Source organism: Streptomyces sp. ASQP_92 (assembly GCF_025399895.1).
In the GTDB taxonomy this organism is placed as follows: domain Bacteria; phylum Actinomycetota; class Actinomycetes; order Streptomycetales; family Streptomycetaceae; genus Streptomyces.
On sequence record NZ_JAODUA010000019.1, the window covers coordinates 1 to 17,110 of the forward strand.

Annotated in this window: 15 protein-coding genes; 8 read left to right on the forward strand and 7 right to left on the reverse strand. The window is 71.8% G+C overall.

Features of this window, described 5'->3' with window-relative positions:
• Positions 1-121 precede the first annotated feature (121 nt).
• The 3 genes from N4G70_RS30095 (at position 122) to N4G70_RS30105 (ending at position 4,264) form a co-directional block, all read left to right on the forward strand.
• Positions 122-1,411: a DUF1343 domain-containing protein gene (locus N4G70_RS30095; protein ID WP_261715918.1), complete on the forward strand. Its 1,290-nt coding sequence runs from the start codon at positions 122-124 to the stop codon at positions 1,409-1,411.
• Between the two features lie 114 nt (positions 1,412-1,525).
• Complete coding sequence (locus N4G70_RS30100; RefSeq protein ID WP_261715919.1) at positions 1,526-2,869, forward strand: erythromycin esterase family protein; 1,344 nt, start codon at positions 1,526-1,528, stop codon at positions 2,867-2,869.
• An 84-nt stretch (positions 2,870-2,953) separates the two neighbouring features.
• Positions 2,954-4,264 carry a serine-threonine protein kinase gene (locus N4G70_RS30105; protein WP_261715920.1) on the forward strand — a complete coding sequence of 437 codons (1,311 nt, stop codon included), beginning with the start codon at positions 2,954-2,956 and terminating at the stop codon, positions 4,262-4,264.
• Between the two features lie 58 nt (positions 4,265-4,322).
• Here N4G70_RS30105 and N4G70_RS30110 read toward each other — a convergent pair whose 3' ends face one another.
• Positions 4,323-7,157: a penicillin acylase family protein gene (locus N4G70_RS30110; protein ID WP_261715921.1), complete on the reverse strand. Its 2,835-nt coding sequence runs from the start codon at positions 7,155-7,157 to the stop codon at positions 4,323-4,325.
• A 540-nt stretch (positions 7,158-7,697) separates the two neighbouring features.
• Between N4G70_RS30110 and N4G70_RS30115 the strand changes: the two genes are divergently transcribed.
• A complete protein-coding gene (locus N4G70_RS30115) occupies positions 7,698-8,309 on the forward strand; it encodes a hypothetical protein (protein WP_261715922.1) in 612 nt (203 codons plus the stop codon).
• 138 nt (positions 8,310-8,447) lie between these two features.
• Positions 8,448-9,155: a 3-keto-5-aminohexanoate cleavage protein gene (locus N4G70_RS30120; protein ID WP_261715923.1), complete on the forward strand. Its 708-nt coding sequence runs from the start codon at positions 8,448-8,450 to the stop codon at positions 9,153-9,155.
• A 12-nt stretch (positions 9,156-9,167) separates the two neighbouring features.
• On the opposite strand, the gene soxR is transcribed toward N4G70_RS30120, so the two are convergent.
• Positions 9,168-9,629, reverse strand: a complete 462-nt coding sequence (gene soxR / locus N4G70_RS30125) for a redox-sensitive transcriptional activator SoxR (protein WP_261715924.1) — start codon at positions 9,627-9,629, stop codon at positions 9,168-9,170.
• Between the two features lie 163 nt (positions 9,630-9,792).
• Between soxR and N4G70_RS30130 the strand changes: the two genes are divergently transcribed.
• The gene (locus N4G70_RS30130; protein WP_120724838.1) at positions 9,793-10,254 is read left to right on the forward strand and encodes a MaoC family dehydratase; all 462 of its coding nucleotides are present in this window, start codon (positions 9,793-9,795) and stop codon (positions 10,252-10,254) included.
• A 112-nt stretch (positions 10,255-10,366) separates the two neighbouring features.
• On the opposite strand, the gene N4G70_RS30135 is transcribed toward N4G70_RS30130, so the two are convergent.
• The 3 genes from N4G70_RS30135 to N4G70_RS30145 form a co-directional block, all read right to left on the reverse strand.
• The gene (locus tag N4G70_RS30135; protein WP_261715925.1) at positions 10,367-11,002 is read right to left on the reverse strand and encodes a TetR/AcrR family transcriptional regulator; all 636 of its coding nucleotides are present in this window, start codon (positions 11,000-11,002) and stop codon (positions 10,367-10,369) included.
• 71 nt (positions 11,003-11,073) lie between these two features.
• Complete coding sequence (locus N4G70_RS30140) at positions 11,074-11,361, reverse strand: YiaA/YiaB family inner membrane protein (RefSeq protein WP_261715926.1); 288 nt, start codon at positions 11,359-11,361, stop codon at positions 11,074-11,076.
• Between the two features lie 77 nt (positions 11,362-11,438).
• Positions 11,439-12,590 carry an acyl-CoA dehydrogenase family protein gene (locus N4G70_RS30145; protein ID WP_261715927.1) on the reverse strand — a complete coding sequence of 384 codons (1,152 nt, stop codon included), beginning with the start codon at positions 12,588-12,590 and terminating at the stop codon, positions 11,439-11,441.
• A gap of 66 nt (positions 12,591-12,656) precedes the next feature.
• Between N4G70_RS30145 and N4G70_RS30150 the strand changes: the two genes are divergently transcribed.
• Positions 12,657-13,298 (forward strand): TetR/AcrR family transcriptional regulator, encoded by a 642-nt coding sequence (locus N4G70_RS30150; protein ID WP_261715928.1) that lies wholly within the window; start codon positions 12,657-12,659, stop codon positions 13,296-13,298.
• Between the two features lie 97 nt (positions 13,299-13,395).
• Positions 13,396-14,442: a DMT family transporter gene (locus N4G70_RS30155; protein WP_261715929.1), complete on the forward strand. Its 1,047-nt coding sequence runs from the start codon at positions 13,396-13,398 to the stop codon at positions 14,440-14,442.
• A 59-nt stretch (positions 14,443-14,501) separates the two neighbouring features.
• Here N4G70_RS30155 and N4G70_RS30160 read toward each other — a convergent pair whose 3' ends face one another.
• Together N4G70_RS30160 and N4G70_RS30165 are read right to left on the reverse strand one after the other, a co-directional pair.
• A complete protein-coding gene (locus tag N4G70_RS30160) occupies positions 14,502-15,581 on the reverse strand; it encodes a Zn-dependent alcohol dehydrogenase (RefSeq protein ID WP_261715930.1) in 1,080 nt (359 codons plus the stop codon).
• Positions 15,582-15,633: 52 nt separating this feature from the next.
• Positions 15,634-17,028, reverse strand: a complete 1,395-nt coding sequence (locus N4G70_RS30165) for an aldehyde dehydrogenase family protein (RefSeq protein WP_261715931.1) — start codon at positions 17,026-17,028, stop codon at positions 15,634-15,636.
• Positions 17,029-17,110 lie beyond the last annotated feature (82 nt).

Sequence of the window (17,110 nt, forward strand, 5' to 3'; positions counted from 1 at the left end):
CAAAGCCCCAGGGGCGCTTCGGCCGACCCCGGCCGCGCGGCACTGTTCCCCCCACCCCCCGAACCCACTACCCTGCTCCACCCCGCCGCGTCCCGCCCCACCGAGGAGGCCCCCCCCCGGCATGACCCTCCCCAGACGCACCCTCCTCCGAGGAGCCCTCACCGCCGGAGCCACCGCGGGCACCCTCGGCGCGGAGGCACCAGCGGAAGCACCAGCCAAGGCACCAGCGGGGGCACCCGCGGGGGCGGCCACCCCCGCGCACACCCCCACCCGCACCGGCTTCGACCACCTGGTCGCCTCCGCCTACGCCCCCCTCACAGGCCAGAAGGTGGGCCTCGTCACCAACCCCACCGGCGTGACCCGCGACGTACGGCACATCGTGGACGTCATGCACGCCGACCCCCGCGTGAACCTCGTCGCCGTCTTCGGCCCCGAACACGGCTTCCGCGGCACCGCCCAGGCCGGCGGCTCCGAGGGCCGCTACGACGATCCGGCGACCGGGCTGCCCGTGTACGACACGTACACCAGGAGCGGCCGGGCCCTGGCGGACATCTTCGGCGCGTCCGGCGTGGACACCGTCGTCTTCGACATCCAGGACGTCGGCGCCCGCTTCTACACCTACATTTGGACGCTGTACGACTGCATGGAGGCCGCGGTCCTCGCGGGCAAACGGTTCGTGGTCCTGGACCGGCCGAACCCGGTGACGGGTCGGGCCGCGTACGGCCCGGTCCTGGACCCCGCCTTCGCCACCTTCGTGGGACGCGAGCCCATCGCCCAGGCGCACGGGATGACGGCCGCGGAGCTCGCCCGGCTCTTCGACGCCCAGTTCCTGGGCGGCAAGGTGCGGTTGACGACCGTGGCCATGTCCGGGTGGCGTCGCTCGGACTTCTTCGACCGCACCGGGCTGCCGTGGGTGCCGCCGAGCCCCAACATGCCGACCCCGGACACCGCCCTCGTCTACTCCGGCACCTGCCTGTTCGAGGGCACCAACCTGTCGGAGGGGCGGGGCACGACGCGGCCGTTCGAGCTGCTCGGCGCCGAGGGCATCGACGGCCGCTGGGCGGCCGCGCTCGACGCGCTCGCCCTGCCCGGCGTCCGGTTCCGCGAGGCGTACTTCGCGCCGACCTTCTCCAAGTTCGCGGGGAAGACCGTGGGAGGGGTCCAACTCCACGTCCACCAGCGGGAGTTGTTCGATCCGGTGCGCACCGGCATCGCGGCCCTGGTGACCGCCAAGCGGGTGTGGCCCGACTTCGCGTGGCGTCCGGATCTCTGGGTCGACAAGCTCACGGGCTCGGCGCTGGTCCGCACGATGATCGACGCGGGCGCGAGCACGGACGACATCGTCGCCGCCTGGCAGCCGGGGCTCAGGGCGTTCCGCGGTTCGCGTGCGGAACACCTGCTGTACGACTGAGCACCTGGCAGGGATGTACGTGCAGGCCGAACCCCCTGAACTGGGGTTAACCCCCGCACGGTTGGTGGGGGTGCCACGCTGGGAAAGGGGCCCGTCGACCGACACCCTTGATCCATGAACCTCTTCACGGACAGTCCCCACCGGTCGAGGCAGGTGCTGCTGCTCCTGCTCACCCTGTGCCTCGGCTTATTGACCGCCGCGCCGGCGGCCCGAGCGGCTCCCCGTCCCCCCGGTCCCGCGGGGCCCTCCGATCCGGTACGGGAACTGGCGCGCCAGGCCGTGCCGTTGACCGATCCGCGTCCGCTGGGCCGTATGACCGCAGCGGCCGACATCGTGGGCCTGGGCGAGGCCACGCACAACTCGCACGAGTTCTTCGCGACGAAACAGCGCGTCTTCCAGTACCTCGTCGAGCAGCGGGGTTTCACCACCTTCGCCCTTGAGGTGAGCTGGAGTTCGGGCCTGCGCGTCAATGACTATGTGCGGTACGGCAGGGGCGACCCGGAGCGGATCGTGCGCGAGGAGTTCCAGGGCTCGTACACCGTGTGGGACACCCAGGAGTATCTGGACCTGATCCGCTGGATGCGCGGCTACAACCTGCGCCACCACACCCAGGTCCAGTTCATGGGGGACGACATGGGCTATGCGGGTCCGGTCCTGTTCGACCGGGTGACGGCGTACACGGCCCGGCACTACCCGAAGCTGCTGCCCGAGATCGACCGGCTCTACCGGCAGTCGCGGCCCACCGCGGGCGTCGGAGACACGATGATGTCCTACCTCCGGCGCCCCATGGCCGAGCGCCGGCAGATGGCCGCCGACACCGCCCGTGCCTACGCCCTGCTGTCGGCGCAGTCCCGGGGCGCGGACGCGGAGGAGTTCGACTGGGTGGTGCAGCACGCCCGCACCATCGCGCAGACGGGCCGGCAGTTCGGCTACGACTTCGACGACCCGGAGCAGTTGCGCGCGTCCCGGGGCTACCGGGACCGGGTCATGGCGGAGAACACGCTGTGGTGGCAGCGGCACACCGGGCACCGCATGCTGCTCTCCGCGCACAACGGACATGTCGGCTACGAGCCCACCGGCAACGGCGAATATCCGAAGATGCAGGGCGCCTTCCTCCGGGAGGCCATCGGCAGCCGGTATGTCAACATCGGCTTCACCTTCGGGCAGGGGTCCTTCAACGCCTTCGACCTCAACGACCCGGCCGAGCCGATCCGCACCTTCTCGGTGCCGCCGCTCGGCGCGGGCAGCAACGAGGAGGTCCTGGAGCGGGTGTCGCCGCGCGACTACTACCTGGATCTGCGCTCGGCCTCACGGCCCGCCCGCGCCTGGCTGGGCGTGACGCGGCCGACCCGTTCCATAGGCAACGCCTGGCCGGCCGATGTCGAACAGACCAGCCTGGGCGCCTCGTTCGACATCCTGATCCATCTGCACCGGGTGCGGGCGGCCGACCGGCTCTGACCGTCTCGGTCCCGCGTATGGCCAGCTCCCCGGTCCGGCGGGACGATGGGCTCGCTCATCGTCGAGCGGACCGGAGGTCGGGTCATGGCGGACATCGGAGTCGAGCCGTACCGGGAGATCACCTTTGACGCGGACGGCGACGCCGATCCCGCCGAGCGCACGGCCCTGACCGGCGTGGACGCCACCGATCTGGTGCTGTTCGCGCACGGCTGGAACAACACCCCCGCCACGGCCAGGGGACTGTACCGGGCCTTCTTCGCGCCGTTCCCCGCCCTGCTCACGGGCGCGTCCGGGGTGCGGCTCGGGTACGGCGGTGTCACCTGGCCCTCGATCCGCTTCACGGACGAGACCATCCCGAACTTTCCCCACGCCACGCAGGCCGCCCCCGGGCCGGGGCTCGACGAGACGACCGTGTCCGCGCTCAAGGGGTTCTTCCCGGGGCAGGACGCGGCCGTGGACGCGATCGCCGCCCTGCTGGCCCAGCGACCCGATTCCCCGGAAGCCTTCGGGGAGTTCGGGCGGCTGAGCCGGCGACTGGTGACGGAGGGCGCGGGCAGACCCGGGGCGGCGGGCGACCTCGCGGTGGAGAGCGGTCCGGGCGCCTCGGCCGCGATCCTCACCGACGACATCCTGACGCTGTGTCAGAGGTTCACCGCGGCGCTCGCCGACACGGGGGCGGTCGTGGAGGCGGGGCCGCCCGGGGCCTCGTTCTCGATCGGCGGCTCCCTCAAGCACCTGTGGAACGGCGCGAAGGAGGTGTTGCGTCAGCTGACGTACTACGAGATGAAGCACCGCGCGGGCACGGTGGGCCAACTCGGGCTCGGCCCGCTCATCGGTCAACTGGCCCTGTCGCGGCCGGACTTGCGCCTCCACCTCGTCGGGCACAGCCAGGGTGCCCGGCTGGTGGCGTTCGCCCTCAAGGGGCTGCCCCGCGGGGCGCGCAATGTGAAGTCGGTGACCCTGCTGGAAGGAGCCTTCTCCCACTACGCCTTCGCCGAGCGGCTGCCGGACGGCCTGCCGGGGGCGGGCGCGCTGAGCGACGCACAGGACCGAGCCGACGGCCCGGTCGTGTCCTGCTACTCGCGCTTCGACACCGCGCTGGGCGTCATCTACCCGCTGGCCTCCGCACTGTCCGGCGACTACGCGAGTGAGCTGCCCGGCCTGGACCGGCGGTGGTGGGCGATCGGTCACGACGGCATTCAGGCGGTCGTGCCGTGCACCACGCTGACGCTGACCGAGGCGCTGCGCGACGGGGTGCCGGATTCGGGCTGCGTCAGCGTCGACGCGGCCTCGGTGGTGAAGTCGGGCGGCCCGCCGTCCGGCGCGCACAGCGACATCTGCCACCCGGAGCTCGCCCGTCTGGTGCTGACCGCGGGCCGGATCCTCAGGATCTGACCCGCGGCCGATGGTCCGGAACCGATGGTCCGGAGCCGATGCTCCTCGGTCGCTGTTCCTAGCGGTGGCTGGGGAACTCGACGACCTGCTGATAGGTGGGCCGGTTCTGCCAGTTGATCACCGACTGGGTGATGCCGCCCAGCGGGCGCTGGACGATGCTGTCGGCGCACCACTGGTCGCCCGCCGAGCAGCCGGCGTCCCCGGGATAGACCTGGGCCGGGGTCTTGGCGGCGGCCTGCTTGAGTGCGCCGAGCAGGAGGTCGCGGCAGGCGGCCGGCTTGCCGTCGCCGCAGAACGCGCGGCCCAGCGGGCCCTGTACGGGCTCACCCAGGACCGTGCGCAGATCCTTGTCGACATAGCTCCACCAGCCGTACTGGAAGGCGGAGCCCGCGTGCGAGCCGGTCGGGCCGTGACCCGCCGAGGGTGCTTCGTCGATGCCCAGATTGGCGGTCAGGGCGGTGTAGAGCGGGTCGCCGAGTCCGGGCCGGAACTCGGCCTCGACGAGCAGCGGCCACCAGGCGTCCATCAGGCGGACGGCGTCGGGGTGGGTGTAGGTGCGGGAGCCCTGGGAGGTCTCACGGCGCTGGGTGCCGTCGGCCTTCCAGGCGTCCAACTGCTGGACGGCGGTGGCCAGTTGGGGGTCGGTCACGGGTGCGCTGTGCAGCACCTTGAGGAGTTCGGGCAGCACGTCCTCACCGCGCAGATCGGTGACGGCGGCCTGGGCCATGGCCCGGGTCAGCGAGGAGCGGGTGACGCCTCCCTGGGCGACGAGGGCCTTCACCCGGTCGTCGAGGAGGTTGGCCCGGTGCACGGAGCCGTCCCCGAAGCCGGCCGTGGAGTAGTCCTTGGCCTGCTTGTTGTTCCAGGACACGTAGTAGTCCTGGCCGATCGACTGGGGGTGCTGGGCGGGCGGGGTGTAGGCCGCCGTGTTGTACGCGGGGTCGAAGCCCTGCCATTCGTAGGTCTGCTCCGCCTTGACGGGCAGCGACGGGTCGACGTCGGGGTTGCGTACCGGGTTCAGGCCGCTGTTGTAGTAGGCGGCGGTGCGGGAGTCCGCGTAGAACCAGTTGAAGGTGTAGTCGACGGAGCGGGCCGCCTCCTGGAAGGACCGGGCGTCCTTGACGAAGGTGGGGTCGTTCATCATCTGGAAGCCGATGATCGAGTCCGCGTCGTGGCGGTAGGTGGAGCGCAGCGAGGTGTACGCGACAGGCTTGCCACCCACGGTCGCGCGGGCCGTGACGATGCCGTAGTTCGTGCGCCAGACCTGCATCCGGTAGGAGCCGGCCGCGGTGGTGTCGGCGACGGTCGGCTTCCAGGAGTTGGCCTTCTCCAGCTTCTCCATGGGCGTGCAGACACCGCGGTAGACGTAGTGGGTGGCGTCCTGGCACAGCTCCACCGCGTAGGTGTCGGTGATGTCCTGGCCCGCGGAGGTGGCCGACCAGGCGTAGTCCTGGCCGCGTCCGAGCTGGACGTACATGCCGACGCCCGCGAAGGAGGCGCCCCGGGCGCTGATGCCGGGCCCCTGGATCTCCTGGAGCATCAGCAACTGGGGCGCGAAGTAGCCGGTCTGGGGACCGAACACCGCCACGGGGTTGCCGCTCGCGGTGTGCGAGCCGGACACCACGAGGGCGTTGGACATGCCGCGCGGCTTGCCGAGGTCGATGCCGGGCAGCACGCCGTTGTCGTACATGCCCTTCAGCGGCGCGAGCTTCGGCGGCGCTTTGACGTCCGCCTTGGCCCGGGTGTTGGCGGAGCCGGTGCGGTCGTAGACGAGCTGTTCGGGGACGACGGAGCCGGGGTCGGGCAGGGCCGCGCCCCGGGCGTTGGCGGGCCTGCCCGCGTACGGGAAGCTGGTGCCGTCGTGGACGGTGAGCACGGCCTCGGGGTCGTTCCGTTCGCGGAAGGACTCCCAGACCTTGGTGCCTTCGGCGACGCCGTACTTGGCCTGCGCGGCCTGGAGCGAGAGCGCGGCCTGCACCTCGCCGCCTCCACCGCCGCCGAACAGACCGCCCACGACGGAGGCGAGCGCGATCAGGTCGGTCAGCTTGAAGGGCTGGATCTCCCCGACGTTCGTTATGGAGTCGATCTTGCCGGTGAGGACGTACTCGCCGGGGAAGTAGCGGCCGTCCTTGGACTGCTTGGCATAGGCGTTGATGCCGTCCACATAGGCCTGGGCGTCGGCCATGGCCTGTTCGCCCCGGGCGCCGTTGCCGGTGCGGATGCGGTCGACCTGCGCCTGGAGATCGGCCTCGGTGTACGGGGCCTGGGGCCAGAACTCCTGCTCGAGCCCCTGGTTGGCGAGGGCTCCGCCGGCGAAGGAGGTGAGCTCGCCGCGTCCGATGTGGCGGAAGAGGTCCATGAGCCACAGCCGGTCCTGGCCCGCCGCGTATCCGGCGCCGTACTCGGTGCCATAGCGCGTGGTGCCCTTGATGTGCGGCACGCCCGTCGCCTTGTCCCGGGTGATGGTGACGTCCGGGCGGGGTGAACTGGTCGACTGCGCCTGCCCGCTGGGCACCCCGAAGGAGGCGTCGTTGAAGAAGGCGTTGAGCTTGTCGTCGGTGAGCGAGGACTGGCCCGCCACCAGGGCGTCGTACTTGCCGAGTTCGTCGTCGCTGTGGGCGGGGTGGGTCCCGAACAGCTTGTTGCCGAGGATCTCGGCGAGGGTGGCGTTGCCGTTGGCGCCCGGGGGCAGGATGTCGGAGCACTGCCCCTGACAGTGATCCCCGTCGGCGGGCTCGGCGGCGCCCGCCGGGACCGCGGGTCCGAGCAGGGCGGCGGAGAGGGCGATGACGGTGGCGGCACAGGCGGCGGCTCTGCCGCGTCCGATGCCCCTGACCCGTCGAAGTCTGCTGGTGGTTCCGGCTGTTGTGAGCCGTGCGGTGCGTCGTCGCATGCGCGCTCCTAGTGGGGGCCGATGCGCCGGAGGCTACTGGGGGGTACGCCGCGCCGTAAGGTGAACATGCGTCACCTTCTCCGAATCCCCACATGCCCGCCCGACCGGCTCCGCGTTCTCCCCGCGTACCACCGCACGCTGTGCCCTTTCGGTCTCCATCGGCACGCGTACCGCCTTCGCGCCGCGCGGTGTCGGGAGGGGCCGAGGAAGACCGGTCGTGCCGTCGGGGCGCAAGTGACCATGGTTGCCGGACCTGTTGAAGGGATTCCCGAGGCGCCGAAGGGTGAGGATCCCGTGGCGTGTTGCGGACCCTGTCGAGCCGCCCGCGACCTGGCACTTCGGCCGTTCCAGCAGGTCGGCGGGGTGACCGTCGGGTATGGGCCACCTTCTGAGGAGTTCGTGAGAATCGGATTCCAACGGTTGGGACAGGGTAGGCGAATCCCCCGTAATGGACCTCATCGGAAATTCGATGGAGCCGGATCGTCATCCGGTACGTCCATTCCTCGACGCCGAAGTACGAGCGACGGAGGTGGCAGGGCCATGGCTGGATTCCGCAGTCTGGCGAGACAGGTGCGCGACCCGAGGAACGATCTCGCGTTGCGGCGCTATTCGCTGCGCAAATGTCTGGAGCGGTTCGCCCCCTACGGGCACCGGGCGACCTGGGACCATCTGTGCGGCAGGCACCGCATCGGGCCCGAGGACCGGGCCCCCGATCCGGCGCGGCTGGTGGCCGCGCTGGAGGAGCTGGAGGCGGCCAGGGCCGTCTGGCTCGCCTACGAAGTGGAGTTCGCGGCGCGCAGGAAGCGCGAGAAACACGCCGGACTGCGACGACCGGGCTCCTTCGACGACTGGCACCGGCGCACCTGGGGCGGCTTCGGAGTGGCGTGGTGCGACGACCCCCGGACGCATCCCGTCGAACCGCTGGCCGTGGTGCTCGGCCGCATGATCGCGGCCCTGCGCGCGGAACCCGGCACGCTGTGCCCGGTGTGCGGGGAGAGCCGTCTGGTGTGGAACCAGGACCTGTCCCACGAGCCGTGGTTCGGGCCGGTCTGCTCGGGCTGCGGGATCCTGGTGCCGCGGCCGGTGCTCACCTCCGAGGCGGTGTCCCGGGCCAAGGCGGCACGGCACGGAGAACTGGCATCGGTGGCGTGAGCGGCGCGGGGGCGAGCCGACTCTCCCCCGCGGTGCCACCCGATCCCTCGGCTTCCTCCGTCCCCGAGGGGTCGCGACGATGATTCCCGATGACCGCTTCCCGCTCCCCTGTCAGTGGGCTCTGGCACCCTCGACGACATGATGCAGGTCTGTCTGAACGGCGCCCGCGGCGCGGCCGACGGCGCGATGGTGCCGCTGTCCCCGGCCGACCTCGCGCGGTCCGCGGCCGAGGCGGTGGCCGCCGGGGCCACCGAGATCCATGTCCACCCCAAGACTCCCTGCGGCGACGACTCGCTCTCACCCCGCGTGGTGGGAGCGGCACTTGAGGCCATACGGGCCGTGGTGAGCGTGCCGGTCGGCGTCACCACCGGCGCCTGGGCCGAGCCGGATCCGGCGCGCCGCGTGGAGCACGTCCGGTCCTGGACGGTGCTGCCCGACTACGCCTCCGTCAACTGGCACGAGGAGGGCGCCGAGGCGGTCGCGGCCGCTCTGCTCGACCGGGGCGTGGGCATCGAGGCCGGCATCTGGTCCGGCACCGGCGGGGCCCGGCGCTTTCTCGCCTCCCCGCTCGCGCCGAGGGTGCTGCGGGTTCTGGCCGAGGTGACCGAGTCCCCGCCGGGAGCCGCCGAGCCGACGGCCCGCGCCCTCCTTGCCGAGCTGGGCGACGCGCACGGCAGGCCCCTGCTGCTGCACGGCGAGGACGAGAGCGCCTGGCCGGTGCTGCGCCTGGCGCTCGGGCTCGGGCTCGACACCCGAATAGGCCTGGAGGACGTATTGGTCCTGCGGGACGGTCAACGGGCAGCATCCAACGCCCAGTTGGTGAGGGCGGCACTGGCCTGCCCCTAGGCGTCCGGGACGTCAGGCGTTTCGCTCGGCGAGGAGGCGGGAGCCGGCGCTGCTGGTGCCGAAGACGTCGTCCGGGTTGGACAGCACACAGGTGTCCAGGGACAGGCAGCCGCAGCCGATGCAGTCCGAGAGGTGGTCGCGCAACCGGCCCAACTGGCTGATGCGCCGGTCGAGTTCGGCACGCCAGTTCTCGGACAGGCGTGCCCAGTCCTCCTTGGTCGGGGTCCGCTCCTCGGGCAGCTCGGCCAGGGCGTCCCGGATCGTGGCCAGCGGAATGCCGACGCGCTGCGCGGCCCGGATGAAGGCGACGCGGCGCAGGGTGTCCCGGCCGTAGCGGCGCTGGTTGCCGGAGGTCCGGCGGCTGGCGATCAGGCCCTTGGTCTCGTAGAAGTGCAGGGCGGACACGGCTGCGCCACTGCGCGCGGACAGCTGGCCGACCGTGAGCTCGTGGATCTTCTCTGGAATCTGCGGCACCCCTCGAACCCTACTGGCCGCCTCCGCCCGCGGGGCCGCCCGGTACGCCGTTGACAGGACCAGCGGACCCACCCATGCTGAGCTGAGCAAGCGCTTGTACAGGTGCGTGCGCATGCGCTTTTCCATGACGGTGCGAACGTCGCGAGAGGCAGGGAACAGGGACATGGCAGAGCCGAGGATCTTCACGTCCGCCGAGGAGCTGAAGGCCGGGGTGGGCGAACAGCTCGGGCACAGCGACTGGCTGGAGATCGACCAGAAGCGGATCGATCTGTTCGCCGACGCCACCGGCGACCACCAGTGGATCCATGTCGACCCCGCGCGGGCCGCGACCGGACCGTTCGGGACGACGATCGCGCACGGCTATCTCACCCTGTCGCTGCTGCCGACGCTGGTGCCCCAGGTCCTGCGCGTCGAGGGCATGAAGATGGGCATCAACTACGGCACCAACAAGGTGCGTTTCCCCTCCCCCGTGCCGGTCGGCTCACGGCTGCGTGCCACCGCGGAGCTGACGGAGGTCGTGGAGGCGGGCGGTGGCGTCCAGGTCACCGCGAAGGTCACCGTCGAGCGCGAGGGTGGCGACAAGCCGGTGTGCGTGGCCGAGTCGGTCTCGCGCTACTTCTTCTGAGCGGCCGCGAACCCCGCGAACCCTTCCGGGGCATACACCCGCCCCTTCCGGGGCGCACACCCGACGGACCGGCCACGCGACGGGGCGCCCGACGCGTCCGGCCCCGGCCGCCCTACTTCTGGGCGCCCACCATGCGCAGCACGAGGTCGGCGTAGAGCGCGCCGACCTCGTCGGGCGTCCGGCGCCCCTCGGTGTTGAACCAGCGGGCCACGTCGATACAGAGCGAGAGCACGGCGAGGGTGGTGCCCGGCACGTCCGGGACGTCGAACTCGCCCGCGGCCACGCCGTCGCCCAGGATGCGGCGCACCGCGGCGTCGCTCTGGCGCCGCAGTTCCACGATCTCGCCGCGGTGCTCGGCGCCGAGCGCGTCGAGTTCGTACTGGACCACGCGGGCCGTCATGTGGTGCCCGGCGTGCCAGCGGACGAAGGAGCGCACGGCGGCGGACAGCCGGTCGGCGGCGCTGCCCTCGCCCTCGGCCGCCGACCGCAGGATCTCCAGGGCCTTGTCGTGGCCGATCCGGCTGATCCGGTGGAGCAGCTCTTCCTTGGTCTTGTAGTGGATGTAGAGCGCGGCCGGGCTCATCCCGGCCCGGCCCGCGATGTCGCGGGTGGTGGTGGCGTGGTAACCGCGTTCGGCGAAGGCCTCGACGGCGGCGACGAGCAGCCTCCTGGCCGCCTCGGGCGTGACCTCGCCCCACGGCTTCTCCTCGCCGCCGGCCGTCTCCTCGGTCACGTCAGCCGTACCCATCGCTCGCCCCTCTCGTCCGTCCGCGCTTCGTTCAGCAGGACGAACACCATACCCCGAGGGTGAGCAAGCGCTTAGAGCTTCTGGAACGGGTCGTGTTCGGCCAGGAGCTTCTCCAGGCGGGCCTGGTCGACCCGGCTGACGATCTGGCCGGCCTCCTGCCGGTCCCTGATCACCTTGGCGAGCGTGAAGGCGGAGGTGACGAGGTAGAGGACCGCCATGGCCAGGAAGGCGCGGACCCAGGCGTCCGCCTGGAGGCGGAGGATGCCGATCGCGGTGGCGACGAGCGCGATCGAGAAGGCGGCGACGGCCTGTCCGTAGTACGCCGCGGTGTTCTGCTGCTTGACCGATGTCTCACTCATGACGGACAGCATGGAGCGGATGTGGCACGCGCCACATCCGCTCCCGTACTCAGAACGTACTCAGACGCCGGGGCCCATCAGAAGGCCGAAATCCCGGTCTCCGCACGGCCGATGATGAGTTTCTGGATCTGGCTCGTGCCCTCGTACAGGGTCATCACCCGGGCGTCCCGCAGCAGCTTGCCGACCGGGTACTCGTCGATGTAGCCGTAGCCGCCGAAGACCTGGAGGGCGTTGTTGGCCGCGCGCACCGCGGCCTCGGAGGCGAACAGCTTGGCCTTGGAGGCGGCGGTCGCGAACTCCTCGCCCCGGTCGATGAGGTCGGCGACCCGCCAGGTGAGGAGCCGGGCGGCGTCCACGTCCACCGAGATGTCGCTGATCAGCTCCTGGACGAGCTGGTAGTGGGCGATGGGCTTGCCGAACTGCTCGCGCTCGCGCGCGTATCCGACGGCCGCGTCCAGGGCGGCCTGCGCGATGCCGACACAGCCGGCCGCGACCGACATCCGCCCCTTGGCGAGCGCCGACATCGCGATGGAGAAGCCCTTGCCCTCCGGGCCGAGCAGCGCGCCCGCCGGGACCCGTACGTCGTCGAGGACGAGCTCGGCGGTCGCCTGCCCGCGCAGCCCGAGCTTGCCGTGGATGGTGCGGCGGGTGAGGCCGGGGGTGTCGGTGGGGACCAGGAAGGCGGACACGCCGCGGTGGCCCGGGGTGTCGTTGGTGCGGGCGAAGAGCAGCACCACATCGGCCCAGGTGCCGTTGGTGATGAACATCTTGGCGCCGTTGATCACATACGCGTCGCCGTCCCGGACCGCCTTCGTGGTGAGGTTGCCGGCGTCCGAACCGGTGCCCGGCTCGGTGAGGCCGAAGCAGCCGATGGCGTCGCCCGAGGTCAGCCGGGGCAGCCAGGTCCGCTTCTGCTCCTCGTCGCCCCAGGACGCGATCGTCTTGGTCACCAGGCCGAGCGAGACGGAGACGATGCCGCGCACCGAGGAGTCGCCCCGGCCGAGTTCCTCGGTGACCAGGCAGTACGCGAGGTGGTCGCCGCCCGAGCCGCCGTACTCCTCGTCGATGGTGAGCCCGAGGAAGCCGAGCGCGCCCAGCTTCTTCACGATCGACTTGTCGACGTTCTCGGAGCGGTCCCACTCGACGACGTGCGGGGTGATCTCGCGCGCGACGAACTCCTCGGCCAGCCGCCGGACCGCCGTCTGTTCCTCGCTCAGCTCCAGGTTCATCTTCGCTGCACCCCAGATTAAATTACCACTGCTAGTTTTTGGTTGGCAGGCCCTACTATGTGCCGCATGGCCCGACCGCGCAAGCCCCTCCTGAGCACCGACCGCATCGTCGCGGCGGCGAGCGCGCTGGTGGACGCGGAGGGCCTGGCCGCCGTGTCGACCCGGCGCCTCGCCGCCGAACTGGGGGTCAGCGGGCCCTCGCTCTACAACCACTTCCGCACCAAGGACGAGATCCTCGAAGCGGTCGCGGACGCCACCTCGGCCCAGGTCGACCTGTCGATGTTCGAGGCCGACGACGACCGGGACTGGCGTACGGCCCTGCACGACTGGGCGCTCGCCTACCGCGCCGTCCTGACCCGCCACCCCCACATCGTTCCGGTCATGGCCCAGGGCCCGGGCCGGCGCCCGGCCGGCCTGCGGCTCGCGGACGCGGTGTTCGGCTCGATGGTCGCGGCGGGCTGGCCCCCCGCCCAGGCGACCCGGATCGGCGCGCTGATGCGGTACTTCGTGATGGGCTCGGCGCTCGGCTCCTTCGCCCGCGGCTTCGTCGACGACGAGACGGCCTACGACCCGGCGGACTATCCGCATCTCGGCCAGGCGCACCTGCTGGCCGAACGCCAGCAGGAGATCGACGAGGGCGCCTTCGAGACGGGCCTGCGGGCGCTGCTCGACGGGCTCTCCCTCCAGTACGAGGCGCTCGCCGGATAGCCACACCCAAGCGCCCCACCGCGCCCGGCCGTTGGAGCGGCCGGGTCCGCCCGGAAATTCGGCCGGATCCCGACCCTCCTGCGCTTACTGTCCTCGCATGACCCTGACGAACTTCTCGCCCGAGCGCCGCTCCGCTCGGCTCGCCCTGGCCGCGGTGGCGGTCTCCGTCGTGCTGTGGGCCTCGGCCTTCGTGTCGATCCGCAGCGCGGGCGCGGCCTACTCCCCCGGCGCCCTGGCCCTCGGACGTCTGCTCGCCGGGACGCTCGTGCTCGGTCTCCTGCTCCTGATACGCCGCGAAGGGCTGCCGCCGCGCGGGGCCTGGCCGGGCATCGTGGCGTCCGGCGTGCTGTGGTTCGCCTGCTACACGGTCGCCCTGAACTGGGGCGAGCAGCAGGTCGACGCCGGTACCGCCGCGATGATCGTGAACATCGGGCCCATCCTCATGGCGCTGCTCGCCTCGCGCTTCCTCGGCGAGGCGCTGCCGCCCCGGTTGATCGCCGGCATGGCCGTCTCCTTCGCGGGCGCGATCGCCGTGGGGCTCTCCATGTCCGGCGAGGGGCACGCCTCGGTGCTCGGGGTGGTGCTGTGCCTGGTCGCGGCGGCCACCTACGCGGCCGGAGTCGTGCTGCAAAAGCCCGCGCTGCGGCACGCGAGCCCGCTCCAAGTGACCTTCTTCGCCTGCCTGGTGGGGGCCGTGACCTGCCTGCCGTTCAGTGGGCAGCTGGTCTCGGACGCCTCGCACGCGCCGGCCTCGGCGACCCTCAACATGGTCTACCTCGGCGTCTTCCCGACCGCGCTCGCCTTCACCACCTGGGCGTACGCGCTGGCGCGCACCTCGGCCAGCCGGATGGGCGCGACGACCTATGTGGTGCCCGCGCTGGTGGTGCTGATGTCCTGGGCGGTGCTCGACGAGGTGCCGGCCGCGCTCACGCTGGTGGGCGGCGCGATCTGCCTCGCGGGTGTGGCGGTCTCGCGTTCCCGTCCCCGGCGGCGGCCCGTCGCGGACGCCCCCGTCGCCGGGGCCGCGCACGCGGCCGCGCCCACCGCCGGGGCCGGGCTGCCCGGGTCTTCGGCCGAGGGCCCCGGGGAGCCCGGCCCCGAGGGCTGTTCCGGGGAGCCCACCCCGGGCGAGCGGGTCAACTGATCGCTCCCCGCGGCCCGTTGGGACACCCGGGCCGCGGCGTCCAGAACTCCTCGGGGTGTCTAGAACACCACCAGCGCCCGGCCGCCCTTGCCCGCGAGCATGTTGTCGAAGGCGGCCGGGATGCCGTCGAGAGCGATCCGCTCGGACACCATCGAGCTGAGGTCCAGGCGGCCGGAGCGGATGTGTCCGGCCAGGACCGGCAGGTCGGCCGCGGGGTCGCAGTTGCCGTACACACAGCCCGCGAGGGTGCGGCCCCAGTGGAAGATCTCCAGGGCGTTGAAGGTGACCTGCTGGTCCTTGCCGCCGATGCCGACGACGGTGGTGCGCCCGCCGCGCCGGGTCGACTCCCAGGCGGTGCGGATGGTGACGGCGCGGCCCACGCACTCGACGGCCACATCGGTGCCGTGGCCGCCGGTGAGCCTGCGGATGTCCTTGGCCGTGGTCTCGGAGGCGACGACGAAGTCGGTCGCGCCGGCCCGGCGGGCCAGCTCCTCCTTCTCCGGCGAGACGTCGACGGCGATGATCTGCCCGGCGCCCGCGATCCGGGCGGCCTGGAGGGTGGCGAGGCCCACTCCCCCCGCGCCGAACACCGCGACGGTCTCCTCCGGGCGCACCTCGGCCGAGTGGTGGATCGCCCCGTACCCGGTGAGGACCGCGCAGCCGAGCAGCGCTGCCTCGGTGAGCGGGATTCCCTCGGGCAGCGGGATCAGGCAGTTCTCGGCGACGACGGTCTCCTCGGCGAACGCGGCCACGTTCAGGCCCGGGTGCAGCTCGGCGCCGTCCGCCGTGCGGGCGTACACGGAGGCCGCGCCGTTGAGTGCGTTGACGCAGAGCCATACCTCGCCGAGCGAGCAGGGGTGGCAACTGCCGCAGGACGGCGCCCAGTTGAGGACGACCTCGGCCCCCGGGGCGACCGAGGTGACGCCCTCACCGACGGCGACCACGGTGCCCGCGCCCTCGTGCCCGAGGACGGCGGGGACGGGGACCCGCATGGTGCCGTTGGTGAGCGAGAGGTCGGAGTGGCAGACCCCGGCGGCGGCCAGGCGGACCCGCACCTGGCCGGGGCCCGGCGCGGGCAGGTCGATGTCGGTGATCTCCAGCGGAGAGCCGACGGCGGGCAGTACGGCGGCGCGAACCATGGTGTGCGTGACTCCTGAACGGCGGAAAGAGGCGGACGGGGGCGAAGGGGGCTCAGAACTGGAGCGACTTGGTCTGGAGGTACTCGGTCAGACCGTGGACGCCGAGTTCGCGGCCCACCCCCGACTGCTTGTAACCGCCGAACGGGGCAAGGGGGTTGAAGCGTCCACCGTTGATGTCGACCTGGCCGGTGTCCATGCGGCGCGCGAAGGCCACCGCCTCCGCCTCGTCGCCCGCCCATACGGCGCCCGCGAGGCCGTACACGGTGCCGTTGGCGATCCGCAGGGCGTCCTCCTCGTCCTCGTACTTGAGGATCGAGACGACCGGGCCGAAGATCTCCTCCTGGGCGATGGTCATCTCGGGGGTGACGTCGGCGAAGACGGTGGGCGAGACGTAGTAGCCCTGCTCCAGGGGCGCCTCGGGGCCGCCCGCGACGATGCGCGCGCCCTCCTCGACGCCCTTCTCGATGTACCCGCGCACCCGCGCCAGCTGCTTGGCGTTGACCAGGGGGCCGACCCGGTCGCCGACGGTGTACTTGGCGGCGGCGGCCGCGGCGAGTTCGACGGCCTCGTCGTAGTGGTCGGCGTGGACCAGCATCCGCGTCCAGGCGCTGCACGTCTGGCCCGAGTTGCCCATCACATTGGCGACGCCCACGTTCACGGCCTTGGCCAGATCGGCGGAGGGCAGGATGACATTGGCGGACTTTCCGCCGAGTTCCAGGGCGACCCGCTTGACGGCGGCCCCGGCCGTGGCGCCGATCTGCCGGCCGACGGCGGTCGAGCCGGTGAAGGAGACCAGATCGACCCCGTCGTGCTCGGCGAGCGCCTGGCCCGCGACCGGGCCGAGACCGGTGACGAGGTTGAACACTCCGGCGGGCAGGCCGGCTTCGTGCACCGCCTCGGCGAAGAGCTGCGCGGTCAGGGGCGTGTCCTCGGCGGGCTTGAGGACGATCGTGCAGCCTGCGGCAAGGGCGGGCGCCACCTTGTTGACGATCTGGTGCAGCGGATAGTTCCAGGGCGTGATCGCGCCGACGACGCCGACCGGCTCCAGATGGACGGTGGAGTTCCCGATCCTCTCCTCGAAGGCATAGGAGGCGGCCAGGTCGGCGTAGGAACCGGCGACCGCGATCGGCAGCCCGGTCTGTACGTTCTGCGCGAACGGGAGCGGGGCGCCCAGTTCGGCGCTGATGGTCGCGGCTATCTCGTCCTTGCGGGCCAGGAGCCCGTCCCGCAGCGCGGCGAGCTTGGCCGCGCGCTCGGCGGGCGGGGTCGCGGCCCAGGCCGGCAGCGCGGCGCGGGCCGCGCGCACGGCGGCGTCGACGTCCTCCGCCGTACCGGCCGGGACGTGGTCGATGACCTGCTCGTCCACCGGGTTGAGCACCGCGATGGTGTCGCGGCCCGCGGCGGCCCGCCATTCACCGTCGATGTACATGCCGTCGTGGGCCTTCATCACATTCCTCCCGAGCGGAGCAGGCGTCGTCCGCCGATCAAACTAGCGCCGTTAGTTTTTTGGCGCCAGGGGTGACCGGCGG

What these genes read in the sequence shown, in the direction of transcription:
- N4G70_RS30115 (WP_261715922.1), top strand. Translation starts at nt 7,698, where the DNA reads ATGGCTGGATTCCGCAGTCTGGCGAGACAGGTGCGCGACCCGAGGAAC.
- N4G70_RS30120 (WP_261715923.1), top strand. Translation starts at nt 8,448, where the DNA reads ATGATGCAGGTCTGTCTGAACGGCGCCCGCGGCGCGGCCGACGGCGCG.
- N4G70_RS30095 (WP_261715918.1), top strand. Translation starts at nt 122, where the DNA reads ATGACCCTCCCCAGACGCACCCTCCTCCGAGGAGCCCTCACCGCCGGA.
- N4G70_RS30165 (WP_261715931.1), bottom strand. Translation starts at nt 17,028, where the DNA reads ATGAAGGCCCACGACGGCATGTACATCGACGGTGAATGGCGGGCCGCC.
- N4G70_RS30150 (WP_261715928.1), top strand. Translation starts at nt 12,657, where the DNA reads ATGGCCCGACCGCGCAAGCCCCTCCTGAGCACCGACCGCATCGTCGCG.
- N4G70_RS30155 (WP_261715929.1), top strand. Translation starts at nt 13,396, where the DNA reads ATGACCCTGACGAACTTCTCGCCCGAGCGCCGCTCCGCTCGGCTCGCC.
- N4G70_RS30135 (WP_261715925.1), bottom strand. Translation starts at nt 11,002, where the DNA reads ATGGGTACGGCTGACGTGACCGAGGAGACGGCCGGCGGCGAGGAGAAG.
- N4G70_RS30160 (WP_261715930.1), bottom strand. Translation starts at nt 15,581, where the DNA reads ATGGTTCGCGCCGCCGTACTGCCCGCCGTCGGCTCTCCGCTGGAGATC.
- N4G70_RS30140 (WP_261715926.1), bottom strand. Translation starts at nt 11,361, where the DNA reads ATGAGTGAGACATCGGTCAAGCAGCAGAACACCGCGGCGTACTACGGA.
- N4G70_RS30145 (WP_261715927.1), bottom strand. Translation starts at nt 12,590, where the DNA reads ATGAACCTGGAGCTGAGCGAGGAACAGACGGCGGTCCGGCGGCTGGCC.
- N4G70_RS30105 (WP_261715920.1), top strand. Translation starts at nt 2,954, where the DNA reads ATGGCGGACATCGGAGTCGAGCCGTACCGGGAGATCACCTTTGACGCG.
- N4G70_RS30100 (WP_261715919.1), top strand. Translation starts at nt 1,526, where the DNA reads ATGAACCTCTTCACGGACAGTCCCCACCGGTCGAGGCAGGTGCTGCTG.
- N4G70_RS30130 (WP_120724838.1), top strand. Translation starts at nt 9,793, where the DNA reads ATGGCAGAGCCGAGGATCTTCACGTCCGCCGAGGAGCTGAAGGCCGGG.
- N4G70_RS30110 (WP_261715921.1), bottom strand. Translation starts at nt 7,157, where the DNA reads ATGCGACGACGCACCGCACGGCTCACAACAGCCGGAACCACCAGCAGA.